The sequence below is a fragment of the Qipengyuania seohaensis genome, assembly GCF_002795865.1.
Classification (GTDB): domain Bacteria; phylum Pseudomonadota; class Alphaproteobacteria; order Sphingomonadales; family Sphingomonadaceae; genus Qipengyuania; species Qipengyuania seohaensis.
Map to the genome: position 1 here is coordinate 1,616,577 of NZ_CP024920.1, position 17,117 is coordinate 1,633,693.

The following is a 17,117-nucleotide window of genomic DNA, read 5'->3' on the forward strand; positions in this document are numbered from 1 at the left end:
CGGCTCGGGTCGCAAGCTAAGGTTGACTTATCCTCCGTGTCTGCCAATAGCGCGCGCCTCCACCCCGCAAGCGTTCTTGCGGAGGATCCGTGCTGCTGTAGCTCAGTGGTAGAGCGCACCCTTGGTAAGGGTGAGGCCGGGAGTTCAATCCTCCCCAGCAGCACCATTTTCCCTTTTCTTCGGAACTTCGAGCGCCTGGCGCGGCGCGCAGCGTCGCCTCAATGCGCGTGGCGGGTTGCGTAGGGGCGTTTAGCGCGGCACTCCTCCCGGCAAGGGAGAGATAGATGGATTTCCGCCTCACAGAAGAACAGCGCGAGCTTCAGGATGCAGCGCGCACTTTCGCACGCAGGGAATTGCCCGACCTTGCGCGCGAGATGGAGGAGAAAGATTTCTCAGTCCCGGCCGACATGATGCGCCGGTACGGAGAGATGGGCTTCTTGGGCGTGAATTTGCCGGAAGAATATGGCGGCCTGGGTCTGGGGCACCTGGAGGCGCTCCTCGTTCTCGAACAGTTTGCGATGATATCCAACGCCGTCGCCTTTCCTGTGTTCGAAGCCCTGGTGGGGCCCGTTCGCACGCTGGAGCGATTCGGTGCCGATGCGATCAAGGCCAAGGTCATTCCTCAAGTCGTATCGGGCGAGGCGACTGTCGCCGTTTCCATGTCGGAACCCGATGCCGGAACGGCACTGACCGATCTGAGCACCCGCGCCCGGGACGCGGGTGACCATTACATCCTCGACGGCAACAAGCGTTGGACAAGCGGTGCAGGCCATGCGCGCTATTACGTGGTTTACACACGGCTTTCCGATGCGCCGGGGGCGAAGGGTATCGGCGCCCTACTGGTCGACAAGGAAATGGATGGCGTCAGTTTCGGCAAGCGCGAGCAGCTGATGGGGTTCCGGGGCATCGAGACGCGCGACATCACTTTCGATAGAGTGAAGGTTCCGAAGGAAAACGAGATCGTCCCTGCCGGTGGTTTCGGCAAGCTGATGAGCGCTTTCGGGCTCGAAAGATGCGGCAATGCCACCCAATCTCTCGGGCTCGCTGCTGCCGCCCTGGAGCAGGCGACTGAGTATGTGCAGGAACGTGAGGCCTTCGGGAAGCCCATCGTCGATTTCCAGGCGGTCCAGATGCGCCTTGCCGAGATGGCAATGCAGGTCGAAGCATCGCGCCTGCTGATCTATCGCGCGGCTGCGAATGCCGAGCATAATGCGGACGGGCTGCCGAGCGTCTACGAAAGCTCGACCGCGAAGTGCTTTGCCAACGATATCGTCCGCAGTGTCACTGCCAACGGGATGCAGGTCATGGGCGGTTATGGCTACCACAAGGAATACGGGATGGAGCAGCGGGTGCGCGACGGCTTTGCCTGGGGCATAGCTGGCGGCACGACAGACGTGCAGAAAACCAATATTGCTGCAGCCATCGTCGGTCGGCGCTTCGATCAAAGACGTTGATAGCGAGGGCTGTATTGCCTAGGTATGACGGCATGGAAGACACGACCGGGCTGACCGAACTCGATCCGCGCTACAAGACGATGATGCGCCTCGTGGCGGGCATCTTCGCAATCGCCCTGATAGCCGGGGCCAGCATCGCGGAGTTCGCCATTCCCGGCTGGACCGGTGTGGCCTGGGGGCCGGTCCTGTTGATCGTGCTGTATCTCGTCGTCTGGCTGCCAATGCGCCGGTATGCGACGCGCGGCTATTCCCTGGCGGAGGAGCGGCTGCGCGTGGTGCGCGGCGTACTATTCCGTTCGGACACCGTCGTGCCTTTCGGCCGGGTCCAACACATTGATGTCGATCAGGGACCGCTCGAACGGGCTTTCCATCTTGCGACCCTGACGGTCCACACCGCGGGCAGCCATAATTCATCAGTCTCGCTGCCTGGGCTGGCCCACGAGGACGCCATGGCGATGCGGGAAGAAATCCGCGCTGCCATTCGCCGCGACACGCAATGACGGGCGATCTGCGCGAACCGAAGCGGACCGATCCGCGCACTTTCCTGGTGCAGTCGGTAAGTTACGTCATTCGGTTCATTCCCGCAGCGCTGGCCCTCTTTGTCGTCATGCGCGACGAACTTGGCCAATTGTCCTATCTCATGCCGCTTCTGGGCTTCGTGTTCGTCGGCAATCTCGTCGTGCAGTATTTGCAGTGGACCAGGCTCACTTACGCGACTGGAGATGCCGACATCAGAGTGGAGAAAGGCCTCCTCTCCCGCGCTGCCCGGTCGGTACCTTATGAGCGTATCCAGGACGTCAGCATCGAACAAAAGCTGCTTCCCCGCTTGTTCGGGCTCGTCGAGGTCAAGTTCGAGACGGGGGCTGGCGGAAAGGAAGACCTGTCGCTCGCTTTCCTGACCGAAGCGGAGGGGGAGCGGCTTCGCGAAGTCGTCAAAGAACGGCGTGACGAGGAGGTGCTGCAAGCAGCACCCGGGATTGTGCAAGACAATTCGGAACAGGTCACCGCACCGCTGTTCGAAATGGGGCCCAAGCGCGTCCTGACATTCGGCATGTTCGAGTTCTCGCTGGCTGTCGTTGCGGTTATCGGCGGCCTGGCGCAGCAGTTCGAATTCCTGCTCCCATTCGATCTGTGGGATCTCGACGGCTGGCAGGAAAGGCTGGCAGGGCCTGGGCAGCAGCTCGCAGGCCTTGGGCCGCTTGCACAAATCATCGGGCTCTTCGTTGCCTTGGCAACTCTCGCGGTGCTCGGTTTCGCAACCGGGGTCGTGCGGACGGGACTGCGCGAATGGGATTTCCGGCTGGATCGCACACCGAAGGGGCTCCGACGCCGTCGGGGACTGTTGACGCGCACCGATCTCGTGATGCCAGTTCACCGGGTCCAGGCGTTGAGGCTGGAGACGGGCCTCCTGCGCAAGCTGTTCGGGTGGCATGGCCTGAAGGTGATCAGCCTTGCGAGCGATAGCGGGGCAGCCAATCACGAGGCCGCGCCCTTCGCGCAAATGGATGAAATCGCACCTATCGTTGCGGAAACCGGGTTTGCGCTGCCCGGAAAAGAAATCACCTGGCACCGGGCGATGGATAGATACCGTCTCGACAAGATGCTGCTCGCCAGCGCGGTGCTCCTACCGGTAACGATCGCTGCGATATTCATCACGCCATCGTGGCAGTGGCTTATCCCTGCAATCTCGCTCGCATGGATCATCGCTCATCATTGGTGGCGCTGGCGACACGACTGCCATGCGCTCGATGCCACACAGCTCTATTCGAGGCACGGCTGGTTCGCGCCAAGCCTCGCAATCGGATCGCGCACGAAGCTGCAATCGGTCGAGATCTTGCAGGGACCGATCGCCAGGCGGCGCGGCTATGCCAGCCTGCTCCTGGGGTTGGCAGGAGGCAATCTGCGGGTTCACGGAATGCCGTTAAGCGAAGCGTACAAGTGGCGCACCGCCATTCTGGAAAGCATCGGGAAGACGGACTTTTCCGACTTGCTCGAAGCGCGGGTCGAACCGGCCTAGGCGCGCAAGTCCGATAGCTCCGGATGCCTTTTGAAATATCCTTCAACGTATGAACAATCCGGTGCGATGCGAAAGTCCTGGTCCCTGGCGTCCTCGATCATCGCCTTGACCAGTCTGGCAGCCAGACCCTGGCCCCGCGCTTCGGGGGGAACGAAGGTGTGCGTGGCGTGGCGCACCTCGCCTCTTGCGCGCCAGGTCAGTTCCGCTTCTCGAGAGGATCCTTCAACGGGCGTGAAATACCGCCCCTCGGTGTCGCTGCCTTCGTGCTGGATTTCAATCGTATCGCTCACGCAGATTTCCTTTCTGTGCAAGCAACGCCGTGCGCGCTAGAGGCGTTCCCCTATGACGAGCCAGGCCCAGTTCCTTTCCGACAATGCAGCCAGCGTCCATCCAGCCGTGTGGGACGCGTTGCGCGCGGCCGATGCGAGCGATGCGCCCTATGATGGCGATGCGCACAGCGCGGCGCTCGACGACAAGTTTTCGACGTTGTTCGGCCGCGAATGCGAAGTCCTGTGGGTTGCAACGGGGACTGCCGCCAACTGTCTCGCCCTGGCTACGATGGTCCAACCGCACGGCGGCGTCGTGTGTCACGAGGAGGCGCATATCGAGGTGGACGAAGGCGGTGCGCCCGGCTTCTACCTGCATGGCGCCAAGTTGCTGCTGGCCCAAGGCGATGGAGCCAAGCTGTCGCCGGATGGCATTCGCGCAGTGATGGATCCAATCCGCGACGATGTGCACCAGGTCCAGCCGCACGCGATCTCGATCACCCAGGCGAGCGAGTACGGGCGCGTCTACCGGCCCGATGAAGTCGCTGCGATCTCTGCTCTCGCGAAGGAACGCGGGGTTGGCCTGCACATGGATGGTGCGCGGTTCGCCAATGCCGTGGCTCACCTCGGCGTCTCGGCGGGCGAGGTGGCTGGCGATGTCGATGCGCTAAGCTTCGGTTTCGTGAAGAACGGCGGGATGATTGCCGAGGCGATCGTGTTCTTCGATCGCGGACTGGCGGATGTCGCACGGTATCGGCGCAAGCGGGCGGGTCATTTGCAGAGCAAGGGGCGGTATCTCGCGGCCCAGCTCCACGCCATGCTCGATGGCGATGTATGGCTTCACAATGCACGCTCCGCGAATGCCGCCGCGCAGGAAATTGCCGGTGCCTGCGGCGATCGATTGATTCATGCGGTCGAGGCCAACGAGGTATTCGTGCGCTGCACCGCCGAAGAGCGCGAGGCTTTGAGGGCCAGAGGGTTCGGCTTCTACGACTGGGGTGACGACGCAGCGCGCTTCGTAACCGCCTGGAACACGAGCGACGTCGATGCGCGAGCGCTTGCTTCCGCGATCTCCGGCTTATGAGCGCTTCGGCGGGCGAGGCAACGCTGCTGCGCTGGCGCATCGTTATCCCTTTCCTCCTCACCGGAATGATCTGGGGTTCGACCTGGTGGGTAATCACCGACCAGATCGACGGAACCGCCCCGAGCTGGTCGGTTGCCATCCGTTTCGCCGTGGCCACGCCGGCGATGTTCCTGCTGGCACGCGTGATGGGGCGTTCGCTGGCGATCGGTCGCCAGGGGCACATTCTCGCGATTGCGGTCGGGATCGCGCAATTCTGCGCCAACTTCAACTTCGTCTATCGAGCCGAACTTCACCTCACCTCCGGGATCGTGGCAGTGATGTTTACGATGCTGATCGTCAGCAATGCCGCATTCGGTTGGTGGCTGCTCGGGCAGAAGATCACACGCGGCTTCGTTATCGGAACCTTGGTCGCTTTGTCTGGCATCGCGTTGCTGCTCATCCACGAGGCAGGACTCAATCCTTTGGGTGGCAGCATTCCACTCGGGATATTCTGGGCTGCGTTCGGCATCCTTGCGGCCAGCATCGCGAATGTCGTCCAAGCCAATGAAACCGGTCGCTCGCTGCCGATGGTCTCGCTGCTGGCGTGGGCGATGCTTTACGGGACTATCGCCGACTTTGCCTTGGCCTGGTTCACGGCCGGGCCGCCACAGCTCCCGGACCGGCAAAGCTTCTGGATCGGGATCGGCTGGCTGGCACTGGCAGGAAGCGTCGTGACCTTCCCCCTTCATTATACGCTCGTGCGTGAAATCGGAGCCGGAAGGGCGGCCTATAACGGTATCGTGACCGTCATCGTCGCCATGCTCTTGTCGACGCTTTTCGAAGATTACCGGTGGACCACACAGACCGTGATTGGCGCGGTGCTGGCGCTGATCGGTCTCGTCATTGCCCTGCGTGCCCGCCAGACGCCTGCGCCGGCATTAAAGCAGGCTGCCTAGGCCTTCGCGATAGGTCGGGTAGCGCGGCGTCCAGCCGAGCAACCGCTTGGCCTTGCCGTTAGCGACTCGGCGGTTCTCGGCATAGAAACCGCGAGCCATGGGCGACAGGTCGGCTTCCTCAACCGACATCAGCGGTGGCGGCTCCTTCCCCAAGAGGCGGCACGCTTCCTCGATCACTGCATTCTGGCTGGTGGGCAGGTCGTCTGCGAGATTGTAGGCACCGCCTGGAGCATTCGTTTCGATTGCCGCGACGACGCCCGAGACGATGTCGTCGACGTGGATTCGGCTGAAGACCTGCTGGGGCAGGTCGATGCGGTGCGCCTTGCCATCGCGCACTCTTTCGAAAGCGCTGCGGCCCGGACCGTAGATACCGGGCAGACGAAATGCTCGAGCACCGAATTCCAGCCATCGCGCATCGCATTCTGCGCGCACCGTGCGGCGACCACTGCCCGTGGGCGTGCTTTCGTCGACCCATGCGCCCTTGGCATCTCCATAGACGCCGGTGGAAGAGAGGTAGCCGAGCCACTTGCCCTCCAACTCGCTGCGATATCGATCCAGGACCGGATCGGTGCCATCGGCGGGAGGCACGGAACTCAGCACATGGCTGGCCGAGCCCAAAGCGCGGACCACCGATTCCGTGTCCTCGAAGGAGATATTTCCTGAGCTTCCGGTGGCATCGACGTGCCAGCCTGAACTGCGCACCGCTTGCGCAATTCGCCCTGCCGTGTAGCCGAGACCGAAGATGAACAATCGAGCCATCGGCGCGTTCTAGCGTAAAGGCTTCAAAATCACAGGATGAACATGGATATAGCGCGCACCCCTTCGAGCCCCGACGGCAATATCGAAATGGCAGACGCGGCTTTGCAGCCGCACGATCCGCCCGAGATCAGGCGCGAAGATTATCGTCCCTTCCCGTGGATGGTGCCTGAGACCCGTCTCGAGTTTGACCTCGGCCTAGAGAGCACGCGCGTCAGATCGCGGCTGACGGTCGCGCGCAATGCCAAGGCCGATGCCTCGCCTACAATCCGGCTGAATGGCGACGGCCTCGTCCCGACAAGTGTGAAGATCGACGGCAAGCCGACACAAGCCTACACCATGGATGGTGACGATCTCGTCCTCACGCTTCCCGGCGAAGCGCACGAGATCGCGATCGAAACAGAAATCGACCCTTCCTCCAACACGCAGCTGATGGGGCTCTATGCCTCGAACGGGATGCTCTGCACGCAGTGCGAATCGGAAGGGTTCCGGCGGATAACCTTCTTCCCAGACCGACCCGATGTGCTCAGCACCTTCAGCGTTCGGATGAGCGGTGCGAGGAGCCAGTTCCCGATCCTGCTGTGCAACGGCAACCGGACCGACGAAGGAGAGGACGGCGACACCCACTGGGCAGAGTGGCACGACCCCTGGCCCAAACCTTCCTACCTCTTTGCGCTGGTGGCTGGCGACCTCGTCGCCCGCAGCGACAGCTTTACCACCATGAACGGCCGCGAAGTCGAATTGAACGTGTGGGTTCGCGACGGCGACCTGCCCCGGACAGAGCACGCGATGGAAAGCCTCAAGCGCTCGATGAAATGGGACGAGGAAGCTTTCGGGCGCGAATACGATCTCGACCTGTTCAACATCGTCGCGGTCTCGGACTTCAACATGGGCGCCATGGAGAACAAGGGCCTCAACGTCTTCAATACGAAATACGTGCTGGCTGACACGGAAACCGCGACCGACGGCGACTTCGATGCTGTCGAGGGCGTTATCGGCCACGAATACTTCCACAACTGGTCGGGCAACCGCATCACCTGCCGAGACTGGTTCCAGCTCTCGCTGAAGGAAGGCTTTACTGTTCTGCGCGACCAGCTCTTCAGCCAGGACATGGGCAGCGAGCCGGTGAAGCGGATCGAGGATGTCCGCATCCTGCGCCTTGCCCAGTTCCCCGAGGACTCGGGCCCGCTGGCGCATCCGATCCGTCCGGACAGCTATCGCGAAATCAGCAATTTCTACACGGCGACAGTCTACAACAAGGGCGCCGAGGTCATTCGCATGATGCGAACGATGGCCGGAGAAGAGGCTTTTCGCAAAGGCACTGATCTCTATTTCGATCGCCACGATGGCGAAGCGGCTACCTGCGAGGATTTCGTCCGGTCTATCGAAGATGGCGCGGGTCTCGACCTTGAGCAATTCCGCCTGTGGTACTCGCAAGCCGGCACGCCGAAAGTCTCGGTAGACTTAACCCACGAGGGCGACGAGGCGGTCCTGAGACTTAGCCAGGCAGTTCCGCCGACGCCGGGTCAACCCGAGAAAAAGCCGATGCCGATACCCTTGAAGCTGGCATTGTTCGACCGTGAGGGTGCGTCGCACCGGGGCGAAAAGCTGGTCGTACTCGATACCGAGTCGGCCGAGCACCGGTTCGGCGGCTTCGAGAGCAAACCCCTCCTGTCGATCAATCGCGGCTTTTCCGCCCCGGTTACCATCGACCGCTCGATCGACCGCGAAGAGCTCGTCTTTCTTGCGGCGAGAGACGATGATCCGTTCGCGCGTTACGAAGCGATGCAGGACCTGATGGTCCGACATCTCGTGGCGGCCGTTGGCGGCAAGCTGTCCGAAGAAGAGCGGCGACATGGAGGCGAAAGTATCGCTGAAGCGATGGGCGCCATCCTTGCCGATCCCGACATCGACGACCTCATGCGCGGCGAGCTGATGAGCATGCCGGGTCAGACCTATATTGCCGAACAGATGGAGCTGGCCGATCCGGGCCTCATCCATGCCGAGCGCGAAGCGCTGAAGGCATTGATGGGTAGTCAGCTCTCCGAGCACATGCATCGCCTCTACGAGAGGGCCGAAAAGGTCCCGTTCTCGCTCGACGCTGAAGCCAAGGGCGCTCGCAAGCTGAAAACTTTGGTCCTTGCCTATGCTGCAGCCAGCGATCCCGAGAAGGCCGCCGAATTGGCGGCATACCAGTACGGCCGGGCCGACAACATGACCGACCGGCAGGGGGCGCTGATGGTGCTCACAGGACTTGAAGGTGTGGAGCGTACGAACAAGCTGCTCGACTTCTACAACCGCTACGAGGGCAATGCCCTCGTAATCGATAAGTGGTTCGCGCTGCAGGCCTCCTCGCTCCATCCCAAGGTGGTCGAGCATGTGAAGGCCCTTGCCGACCATCCCGATTTTACCCTGCGCAATCCCAACCGCGTGCGGTCGCTCTACATGGCATTTGCTGGCAACCCGCAAGGCTTCCATGCGGCCAGCGGCGAGGGCTACCGGATGATCGGCGATCTCATTCTCGAGCTCGATCCGATCAACGCACAGACGGCTGCGCGCTTCGTGCCGCCGCTCGGGCGGTGGCGCAAGATCGAACCGCAACGGGCGGCTCTAATGCGCGAGCAGCTTGAGAGGATCGCAAAGGCCGAGAAGCTGTCGCGCGATACTTATGAGCAGGTTTCCAGAAGCTTGGCTGATTGAGGAAATGCGCGTGCCGCAAGCACATGACTTGGTGCAATCGGATCGACTCGAGATTGCCCATGGGTTCCTGACCGGTCCCCAATCGGACAGGCGAGAGCTGGACCGGATAGGGGGCGATGCGCCGACAGCGTTGCTCAAGCAGGTGCATTCTGCAGACTGCATAGTCGTGGGAATCGATTTCGATTTCGAGAGCCGGCCCGAGGCGGATGCGATGGTGACCAAAGTGCCGCAGATTCGCCTGGCGATCGTTACCGCCGACTGTGCGCCGGTTTTGCTTCAAGATGCCGACGCGGGGGTGATCGGTGCGGCCCACGCCGGCTGGCGCGGTGCGCATGGCGGTGTCCTCGAGAACACCGTCGCGGCGATGGAGGCACTCGGCGCCCGGCCAGCTCGCATTGCCGCCGTGATCGGTCCGTGCATCGCACAGGCCAATTATGAGGTAGACGACGCTTTCCGGGCGAAGTTCGAAAGGGGCGAGCACCGCTTTTTCGAGGCCGGTCGTGAAGGTCACTGGCAGTTCGATTTGGAGGGCTATGCGGCGTGGCGTTTGTCGCTCGCAGGGGTGGAGGATATCGATCGCCTATCGCTCGATACCTATGCGAACGAATCGGAGTTTTACTCCTACCGACGGGCCACGCACCGCAGGGAGCCAACCGAGGGTCGCCAGTTCAGCGCAATCTGCCTGACCGAATAGTTGCGCAAAGCCGAACTCGTCTGGCCAAAATGGCGGTTGGCAAGGGGGCGCAATAAGGCTAGAGGCCCGGACCAAACCGGGACACCGGGGGCTTTCGCACAGGCTTTTTCGCCTCGGGCATTGCCCGCACCGGGTTTCCGGGCAACGGATCGCAATTCTTTCACGTCGTTTGCCAAGTCGGGCACTCGACCCGCAAGGCAGGCAAGGCAACGCGCTGATGGCAGACACAACTGCAACCGCTTCCACTGAAACCGTAGCACAGACCGATGACGGAATCCGTCGTCGCGACTTCCTCGACATCGCCGCGATCGGCGCTGCCGGCGTCGGCGGTCTCGCCGTGGTTTATCCGCTGGTTACCCAAATGGCTCCGTCCAAGGATGTCCTGGCAGCCAGCTCGACCGAAGTAGACGTTTCCAGCATCGAGCCGGGCCAAGCCATCAAGGCGGTCTTCCGCAAGCAGCCGCTGTTCGTGAAGCGCCTCACCGATGCGGAAATCGCCGCGGCAAATGCCACGCCTGCGGGTTCGCTTCGTGATCCCCAAAGCCTTGAGGACCGCACCAAGGAAGGTCACCGCGACATTCTGGTCACAATGGGCGTCTGCACCCACCTCGGCTGTGTGCCGTTGGGCGCTGCGGAAGGCGAAGTGAAAGGTGAATACGGCGGCTATTTCTGCCCCTGCCACGGTTCGCACTACGATACTGCCGGCCGTATCAGGAAGGGTCCGGCCCCGACGAACCTCGAAGTGCCGGAGTACGAGTTTACCTCGGACACGGTAATCCAGGTCGGTTGAGCTAGAAGACGAGAGACACAGACATGAGCTTTCCCTGGGCACGCGAATATCAGCCGAGCAACGGCTTCACCCGCTTCCTCGACGAGAAGCTGCCGCTTCCGCGCCTCGTCTATAATGCCGTCGGTGCCGGTTATCCGGTCCCGCGCAACCTTTCCTATTTCTGGAATTTCGGCGTTCTCGCCGGGTTCTTCCTCGTGCTGCAGATCGTCACCGGCGTCGTGCTGGCGATGCACTATGCTGCAAACGCCCAGGTCGCTTTCGCGACGACCGAGCACATCATGCGCAACGTCAATTGGGGCTGGATGATGCGCTACGCCCACGCAAACGGGGCGAGCTTCTTCTTCATCGTCGTCTACATGCACATCTTCCGCGGCCTGTTCTATTCGAGCTACAAGGCTCCGCGCGAGATGATCTGGCTGCTCGGCGTCGTCATCTTCCTGCTCATGATGGCTACCGCCTTCATGGGTTACGTCCTTCCCTGGGGCCAGATGAGCTTCTGGGGTGCCAAGGTCATTACCGGTCTGTTCGGCGCAATCCCGCTGGTCGGTGAACCGATCCAGATCTGGCTACTCGGCGGTTTCGCTCCCGACAACGCCGCTCTGAACCGCTTCTTCTCGCTGCATTTCCTGCTGCCCTTCGTCATCGCCGGTGTGGTCATCCTCCACATCTGGGCGCTGCACATCCCGGGTTCCTCGAACCCGACGGGCGTCGAGGTGAAGAGCGAAAGCGACACGGTTCCGTTCCACCCGTATTACACGGCGAAGGATGGTTTCGGCCTCGGCGTCGTGCTGCTGGCTTACTTCGCGATGGTCTTCTTCCTGCCCAACGCGCTCGGTCACCCGGACAACTACATCGAAGCCAACCCGCTTTCGACGCCGGCGCACATCGTTCCGGAATGGTATTTCTGGCCGTTCTACGCGATCCTGCGTGCCTTCACTGTCGACTTCATCCTTCCGGCAAAGCTGTGGGGTGTGATCGCGATGTTCGCATCGATCCTGCTGTGGTTCTTCCTGCCCTGGCTGGACAAGTCGCCGGTTCGCAGCGGCCACTACCGTCCGCTGTTCCGCAAGTTCTTCTGGTTCGGCCTGATCCCGACGATGATCGTCCTGTTCATCTGCGGCGGCGCTCCGGCCGAGGAGCCTTATGTGATGCTCAGCCAGATCGCCACGGCGTACTACTTCCTGCACTTCCTGGTGATTCTGCCGATCATCAGCAGTGTCGAAAAGCCCGAACCCTTGCCTTATTCGATCACCGAGGCGGTGCTCGGTTCGGACAAGAAGGCCGTGCTCGGCGAAAACACGACGCCGGCCGTCTAAGCGATACGAGAAAGATCTTCAGGTCATGACCAAACTTCTCAGCGTCCGCCTCGTAGCCATCCTGGTTGGCCTCGGCTTCGCATTTGTTGCCCTCTTCGCTTTCGTCATCGGCGCCTATAACGCCGCAACGGAAGAGGCCGCCGGCCACGTGCCTTACGAAAAGCCGCAGGACATCGCGTTCTCGTTCGACGGGCCTTTCGGCAAGTGGGACAAGGCGCAGCTCCAGCGCGGCCTCAAGGTCTACGACGAAGTCTGCTCGGCATGTCACAGCCTCAAGTTCGTGGCTTTCCGCAACCTCGAAGAACTCGGCTACGACGAAGGTCAGGTGAAAGCCTACGCAGCCTCCAAGCAGGTGCCGGGGATCGACCCTAACACGGGTGAAGCTGCGATGCGTCCGGGGCTGCCGACCGATTACTTCCCGTCGCCTTATCCCAACGCCGTGGCCGCTGCCGCTGCCAACAACAATGCGATCCCGCCGGACCTTTCGCTGATCACGAAGGCACGCGGTGACGGCACGAACTACGTTGCCTCGCTGCTGATGGGCTACCAGGCGCCTTCGGAAGAGCTCCTTGCAGAACATCCCGAAGCAGCTCCGGGGCCGGGCCTGCACCACAATCCGTACTTCCCGAACCTCAACCTCGCGATGGCACCGCCGCTCACGACCGACGGCCAGGTGACCTACGACGACGGGACCGAAGCGACGATCGAGCAGATGTCGAAAGACGTCGCCGCTTTCCTCACTTGGACGGCCGAGCCGACCCTCGTGAAGCGCAAGCAGACCGGTTGGCCGGTGCTCATCTTCCTCCTGTTCGCGACGATCCTCGCTTACATGTCGAAGCAACAGATCTGGGCGGCAGTGAAGCCCAAGAAAGACTGATCGAGCTCTTCTCGCTCCTTTTGAACGCCCCCGCCGTCACAACGATGGCGGGGGCGTTTTCATTTGTGTCCCTCTCCATTGCAAAGGCGCACCATGTCACCTGAAGAACTGAAGTCGCTTGTGCGAACGATTCCCGATTTCCCGAAGTCCGGTATCCAGTTCCGCGACATCACGACCCTGATCGGACATGGCGAAGGCTTCCGCGCAAGCGTCGACTGGCTCGCGGCGCAGGTTTCCAGGGCGCCCGTCGATGCGATCGCGGGCATGGAGGCGCGTGGCTTCATATTCGGAGCCGCGGTCGCAGCGGCCCTCGGCAAGCCGTTCATTCCCATCCGCAAGCCTGGCAAGTTGCCCATCGACACCATCGGCGTCGACTACGCGCTGGAATACGGCAGCGACCGGCTGGAGATGGATCCTGAAGCGGTTGCAAATGGGTCCTATGTGGCCATCGTCGACGATCTGCTGGCCACCGGCGGCACCGCCTGCGCGGCAACGGAGCTGCTTCGCAAAGCTGGCGCTCAGGTCACGGCGGCGAGCTTCATAATCGACCTGCCCGACCTCGGCGGGGCGAAGAAGCTTCGCGAATGTAGCGTCGCAGTGTCGTCTCTCATGCAATTTGACGGCGACTAGCTTCGAATTTCAGCATAATTTGGAAATAGTAGGGCTTTCGGGCATTGAGGGCGGGAAGGCCTTTCAATGAAGGCCGACCGACTTTGCGAGGGGCATGGAACAGACACTTGTCATAGCCTTGGTGGGCATTCTGGGTATCGGCGCGCAATGGATTGCGTGGCGGACCGGTTGGCCCGCCATCGTCCTCATGCTTGCTGCCGGTTTTCTGGCGGGGCCGGTGCTCGGCATCTTCGATCCCGAGCATGCTTTCGGCGAATTGCTTGAACCGATGGTGGCGATCGGGGTCGCACTGATCCTTTTCGAAGGCGGACTGAGCCTCGATTTCCGCGAGCTGCGTCATACCGGCAGCGCGGTCATGCGCCTCGCAACCGTTGGGGTCGCGATCGGTTGGCTCTTGGGCGCGCTAGCTGGCATCTACATCGCGGGTCTGGCTCCGGAAGTGGCGATCCTGTTCGGCGGGATCCTCGTGGTTACCGGCCCTACTGTGGTCATCCCGCTGCTCCGGCAGAGCTCGATCAAGTCGCGCCCCGCTTCGATCCTGAAGTGGGAGGCGATCGTGAACGATCCCACCGGCGCGCTGTGCGCCGTGATCGCCTACGAATATTTCCGCAAGATCGCCGAGCAGCCCAATGCGACACTTTTCGAGGTCGTGCCGCCCCTGATTATCGCCGCGATCATTGCCGGCCTGATCGGCTACATCGCCGCGCTGGCAATAGCCTGGGCGTTTCCGCGCGGCGCGGTTCCTGAATACCTAAAAGTGCCCGTCCTGCTGACCGCCGTGGTGGGCGTGTTCGTACTATCGAACCTGATAGAGCATGAAGCCGGTCTTGTAGCCGTAACGGTCATGGGTGTAGCCCTGGCGAACATGAATGTGTCGAGCCTGCGCTCCATCCATCCGTTCAAGGAGAACATCGCGGTCCTGCTGGTCTCGGGCATCTTTATTTTGCTCTCGGCATCGCTCAGTATCGAGGACATTCGCTACATCAACTGGCCCATTGCCCTGTTCCTGCTTGCGCTGCTGTTCCTCGTCCGCCCCGCGACGATCCTGATCAGCCTGCTGGGCACGAACATCCCCTGGAACGAGCGCTTGTTTCTCGCTTGGATCGCCCCGCGCGGTATCGTCCTGGTCGCAATTTCCGGCTTGTTTGCGCTACGCCTGTCGGACCTCGGGTTCACCGATGGCAATTTGCTGATCGGCCTGAGCTTCGCGGTAGTCGTGGTTACCATCGTGGCCCATGGCTTCACCGTCGACTGGGTTGCCAAGTTGCTCAAGGTGAAGGGCGCGACCCGTCCTGGCATCCTGATCGTCGGCAGCACGCCGTGGACCATCGCCCTGGCGGAACAGGTACAGGAGATGAAGGCTCCGGTCCTCATCGTGGACTCCAGCTGGCAACGCCTCGCCCTGGCCCGCCAGAAAGGCATACCTTTCTATCACGGCGAAATCCTCAACGAGGCGACCGAGCACAATCTGGAACTGGCGCCCTACCAGAACCTCGTCGCGGCGACGGAGAACGAGGCTTACAACGCGCTCGTCTGCAATGAATTCGCGCATGAGATCGGACGCGACGCGGTATTCCAGCTGGGCGAGGCCGCGCAATCGGACAACAAGCATTCTTTGCCCGAAAGCCTTCGCGGTCGTGCGCTGTTTGAGTCGGGCTTCGGGGTGGAGGACGTCTCGGAACGCCAGCGTCAGGGCTGGGTCTTCCGCAAAACGAAGCTGTCCGACGAATTCGACTTCGAGGATGCTCAAGAGCGTTTGCCCGATGCAGCCAACATGCTGCTGCTGATCCGCAGGGGCGGGATTATTCGCTTCTTCACGCACGCATCGCGGCCCGAACCGCGCGCAGGCGACACGATCTTGAGTTACTTGCCGCCCCAACGCCGCACGGCCGAGGAAAATGCGGCCCGCAAGAAATCTGGACGTAAGCAGGGGATAGAACCGGCATGACCCGGACGAGGACAAACTGGGCGGGAATGGCCTGCCTGACGATCGCGGCGATGGGGCTGCAGGCCTGCGGGCGCGAAGAAGCTCCTGATCCCGCACCGACCGAGAGCGATGGCCCGCGCTCCATCTTCGAGAAGGAAGGGACAGGCCCCGCCGGCGGGCCTCCCGCAGCCGTCCTGCCTCCGCTGGAAACGACGCTGGGCTTTCCCGACGGGACGAGCGAATTGACGGAGGCGGCCCGCGCGGAGCTGGCTACCATCCTCAAGTCCGCCCAGATGGGTGCGGGTGGTCGCATCGTCCTTGGCGGACATTCCGACAGCGATGGCAGTGATCAGGCGAACGAGACAGCGTCTCGCGAACGCGCAGAAGCCGTGCGCGACTTCCTCATCGAAAACGGTGTCGACGAAGAGCGAATCGAGATCATCGCTTTCGGAGAACAGAATCCGGTCGAGCCTAATGCCCTCCCCGATGGCGCATCCAATGAAGAGGGACGCGCAGCGAACCGCAGGGTCGAGGTGACGATCGAAACCGCGATTATCGACACCGAAGAAACCCGCGCACCCACCTTGATCGAATCGATCACGCAGGGTGATGAGGCGGGCGCCGAAGAAAGCAGCGCGAACAGCGAATGACCTGTTGACGCGGGGCCACTCCCGGTGGCATTTGCGCACCCGCCCAAGCAGGTGTGGGCGGGTATAGCATAGTGGTAATGCTCCAGCCTTCCAAGCTGGCTAGAGGGGTTCGATTCCCCTTACCCGCTCCAACCTCTGCTCTGACGAGCGTATTTAGCGCTAGCCCACCGCCATATTGTCGATCAGCCGCGTGCCGCCGATACGCGCAGCCACGAACAGGCGTGCATTGCCATTGTCCTTTTGCAGGCGTTCCAGGCTGTCTGCATCGCGCACTTCGGCATAATCGACGCTGTCGAACCCGCTTACCTGGAGCACTTCGCGAAGATTGCCGAGCGGCCGTTCGGCTTCGCCGCCTTCGGACAGGACTGCAATCGCATCGCGCATCGCGCGGGGCAGGGCGGCGGCCTGTTTGCGCTGGTCCGGCGAAAGGTAAGCGTTCCGGCTGCTCATCGCGAGGCCGTCATCCTCGCGTACGATCGCAACCCCGCGAATCGCATCGACATGGGGCTGGGTCAGATCGAGATCGCGGGCCATGCGGCGGATGACGGCGAGTTGCTGCCAATCCTTCTCGCCGAAGAAGGCGATATCCGGCCGGACTTGGTTGAAGAGCTTGCATACGACTGTGGCGACGCCGTCGAAATGACCGGGCCGGTCGCCGCCGCACAATCCTTCGCTGACGCCTGCAACAGAGATGTTGGTGGTATAGCCTGGCGGGTAAACCTCTTGCGGCAGCGGCGCCCACAACAGTGCCACGCCTTCCTTCTCAAGCAGCTCGGCATCGCGGGCCAGCTGGCGAGGGTAAGCGTCGAGATCCTCGCCCTCTCCGAACTGGCGCGGGTTGACGAAAATCGATGCGACGACGTGATCGGCCGCGTTCCTGGCCTCGCGCATGAGGGTAAGATGCCCCTCGTGCAGCGCACCCATCGTCGGCACCAGGGCAATGGTCGCGCCATCGCCGCGCAGCGTTTCGACCGCCTTCCTCAACACTTCCAGTTCACGGGCCGTTTGCACCAGTCTATCC

The 17,117-nt window shown here is 61.9% G+C and carries 16 protein-coding genes and 2 tRNA genes; 15 read left to right on the forward strand and 3 right to left on the reverse strand.

Annotated elements, in window-relative coordinates; all coding sequences use genetic code 11:
- Window positions 1-91: 91 nt before the first annotated feature.
- The 4 genes from CVE41_RS07960 (at window position 92) to CVE41_RS07975 (ending at window position 3,471) form a co-directional block, all read left to right on the forward strand.
- Window positions 92-166: transfer RNA gene (locus tag CVE41_RS07960), tRNA-Thr, on the forward strand.
- Window positions 167-284: 118 nt separating this feature from the next.
- A complete protein-coding gene (locus CVE41_RS07965) occupies window positions 285-1,454 on the forward strand; it encodes an acyl-CoA dehydrogenase family protein (RefSeq protein ID WP_100260165.1) in 1,170 nt (389 codons plus the stop codon).
- A 32-nt stretch (window positions 1,455-1,486) separates the two neighbouring features.
- Complete coding sequence (locus CVE41_RS07970; RefSeq protein ID WP_232725599.1) at window positions 1,487-1,954, forward strand: PH domain-containing protein; 468 nt, start codon at window positions 1,487-1,489, stop codon at window positions 1,952-1,954.
- Window positions 1,951-3,471, forward strand: coding sequence for a PH domain-containing protein (locus CVE41_RS07975; protein WP_100260166.1), 1,521 nt, complete (start codon window positions 1,951-1,953; stop codon window positions 3,469-3,471). Before CVE41_RS07970 ends, CVE41_RS07975 begins: the two co-directional genes overlap by 4 nt.
- On the opposite strand, the gene CVE41_RS07980 is transcribed toward CVE41_RS07975, so the two are convergent.
- Window positions 3,468-3,761: a GNAT family N-acetyltransferase gene (locus CVE41_RS07980; RefSeq protein ID WP_100260167.1), complete on the reverse strand. Its 294-nt coding sequence runs from the start codon at window positions 3,759-3,761 to the stop codon at window positions 3,468-3,470. The genes CVE41_RS07975 and CVE41_RS07980 overlap by 4 nt on opposite strands.
- Window positions 3,762-3,813: 52 nt before the next feature.
- Between CVE41_RS07980 and CVE41_RS07985 the strand changes: the two genes are divergently transcribed.
- Together CVE41_RS07985 and CVE41_RS07990 are read left to right on the forward strand one after the other, a co-directional pair.
- On the forward strand, window positions 3,814-4,821 hold the full coding sequence (locus CVE41_RS07985; protein WP_100260168.1) for a threonine aldolase family protein: 1,008 nt from the start codon (window positions 3,814-3,816) through the stop codon (window positions 4,819-4,821).
- Entirely contained in the window at window positions 4,818-5,756 is a 939-nt protein-coding gene (locus CVE41_RS07990) for a DMT family transporter (protein WP_100260169.1), read from the forward strand. The genes CVE41_RS07985 and CVE41_RS07990 overlap by 4 nt, the downstream gene beginning before the upstream one ends.
- Here CVE41_RS07990 and CVE41_RS07995 read toward each other — a convergent pair.
- Window positions 5,739-6,515, reverse strand: coding sequence for a Rossmann-fold NAD(P)-binding domain-containing protein (locus CVE41_RS07995; protein ID WP_100260170.1), 777 nt, complete (start codon window positions 6,513-6,515; stop codon window positions 5,739-5,741). The two genes, CVE41_RS07990 and CVE41_RS07995, sit on opposite strands and share 18 nt — an antisense overlap.
- Before the next feature lie 42 nt (window positions 6,516-6,557).
- Here CVE41_RS07995 and pepN point away from each other — a divergent pair, with 42 nt between their 5' ends.
- The 9 genes from pepN (at window position 6,558) to CVE41_RS08040 (ending at window position 16,227) form a co-directional block, all read left to right on the forward strand.
- On the forward strand, window positions 6,558-9,212 hold the full coding sequence (gene pepN / locus CVE41_RS08000; protein WP_100261441.1) for an aminopeptidase N: 2,655 nt from the start codon (window positions 6,558-6,560) through the stop codon (window positions 9,210-9,212).
- Window positions 9,213-9,243: 31 nt separating this feature from the next.
- Complete coding sequence (pgeF, locus tag CVE41_RS08005) at window positions 9,244-9,906, forward strand: peptidoglycan editing factor PgeF (RefSeq protein WP_232725601.1); 663 nt, start codon at window positions 9,244-9,246, stop codon at window positions 9,904-9,906.
- 217 nt (window positions 9,907-10,123) lie between these two features.
- The gene (gene petA, locus CVE41_RS08010; protein WP_100260172.1) at window positions 10,124-10,696 is read left to right on the forward strand and encodes a ubiquinol-cytochrome c reductase iron-sulfur subunit; all 573 of its coding nucleotides are present in this window, start codon (window positions 10,124-10,126) and stop codon (window positions 10,694-10,696) included.
- A 23-nt stretch (window positions 10,697-10,719) separates the two neighbouring features.
- Entirely contained in the window at window positions 10,720-12,012 is a 1,293-nt protein-coding gene (locus tag CVE41_RS08015; protein WP_100260173.1) for a cytochrome b, read from the forward strand.
- Between the two features lie 25 nt (window positions 12,013-12,037).
- Window positions 12,038-12,889: a cytochrome c1 gene (locus CVE41_RS08020; RefSeq protein WP_100260174.1), complete on the forward strand. Its 852-nt coding sequence runs from the start codon at window positions 12,038-12,040 to the stop codon at window positions 12,887-12,889.
- Between the two features lie 93 nt (window positions 12,890-12,982).
- Window positions 12,983-13,519 carry an adenine phosphoribosyltransferase gene (locus CVE41_RS08025; RefSeq protein ID WP_100260175.1) on the forward strand — a complete coding sequence of 179 codons (537 nt, stop codon included), beginning with the start codon at window positions 12,983-12,985 and terminating at the stop codon, window positions 13,517-13,519.
- Between the two features lie 94 nt (window positions 13,520-13,613).
- Complete coding sequence (locus CVE41_RS08030; protein ID WP_100260176.1) at window positions 13,614-15,467, forward strand: cation:proton antiporter; 1,854 nt, start codon at window positions 13,614-13,616, stop codon at window positions 15,465-15,467.
- Complete coding sequence (locus tag CVE41_RS08035; RefSeq protein WP_100260177.1) at window positions 15,464-16,096, forward strand: OmpA family protein; 633 nt, start codon at window positions 15,464-15,466, stop codon at window positions 16,094-16,096. The genes CVE41_RS08030 and CVE41_RS08035 overlap by 4 nt, the downstream gene beginning before the upstream one ends.
- A gap of 57 nt (window positions 16,097-16,153) precedes the next feature.
- Window positions 16,154-16,227, forward strand: a tRNA-Gly gene (locus CVE41_RS08040).
- Between the two features lie 28 nt (window positions 16,228-16,255).
- Here the strand turns inward: CVE41_RS08040 and panC are convergent.
- Complete coding sequence (gene panC / locus CVE41_RS08045) at window positions 16,256-17,107, reverse strand: pantoate--beta-alanine ligase (protein ID WP_100260178.1); 852 nt, start codon at window positions 17,105-17,107, stop codon at window positions 16,256-16,258.
- Between the last annotated feature and the right edge of the window lie 10 nt (window positions 17,108-17,117).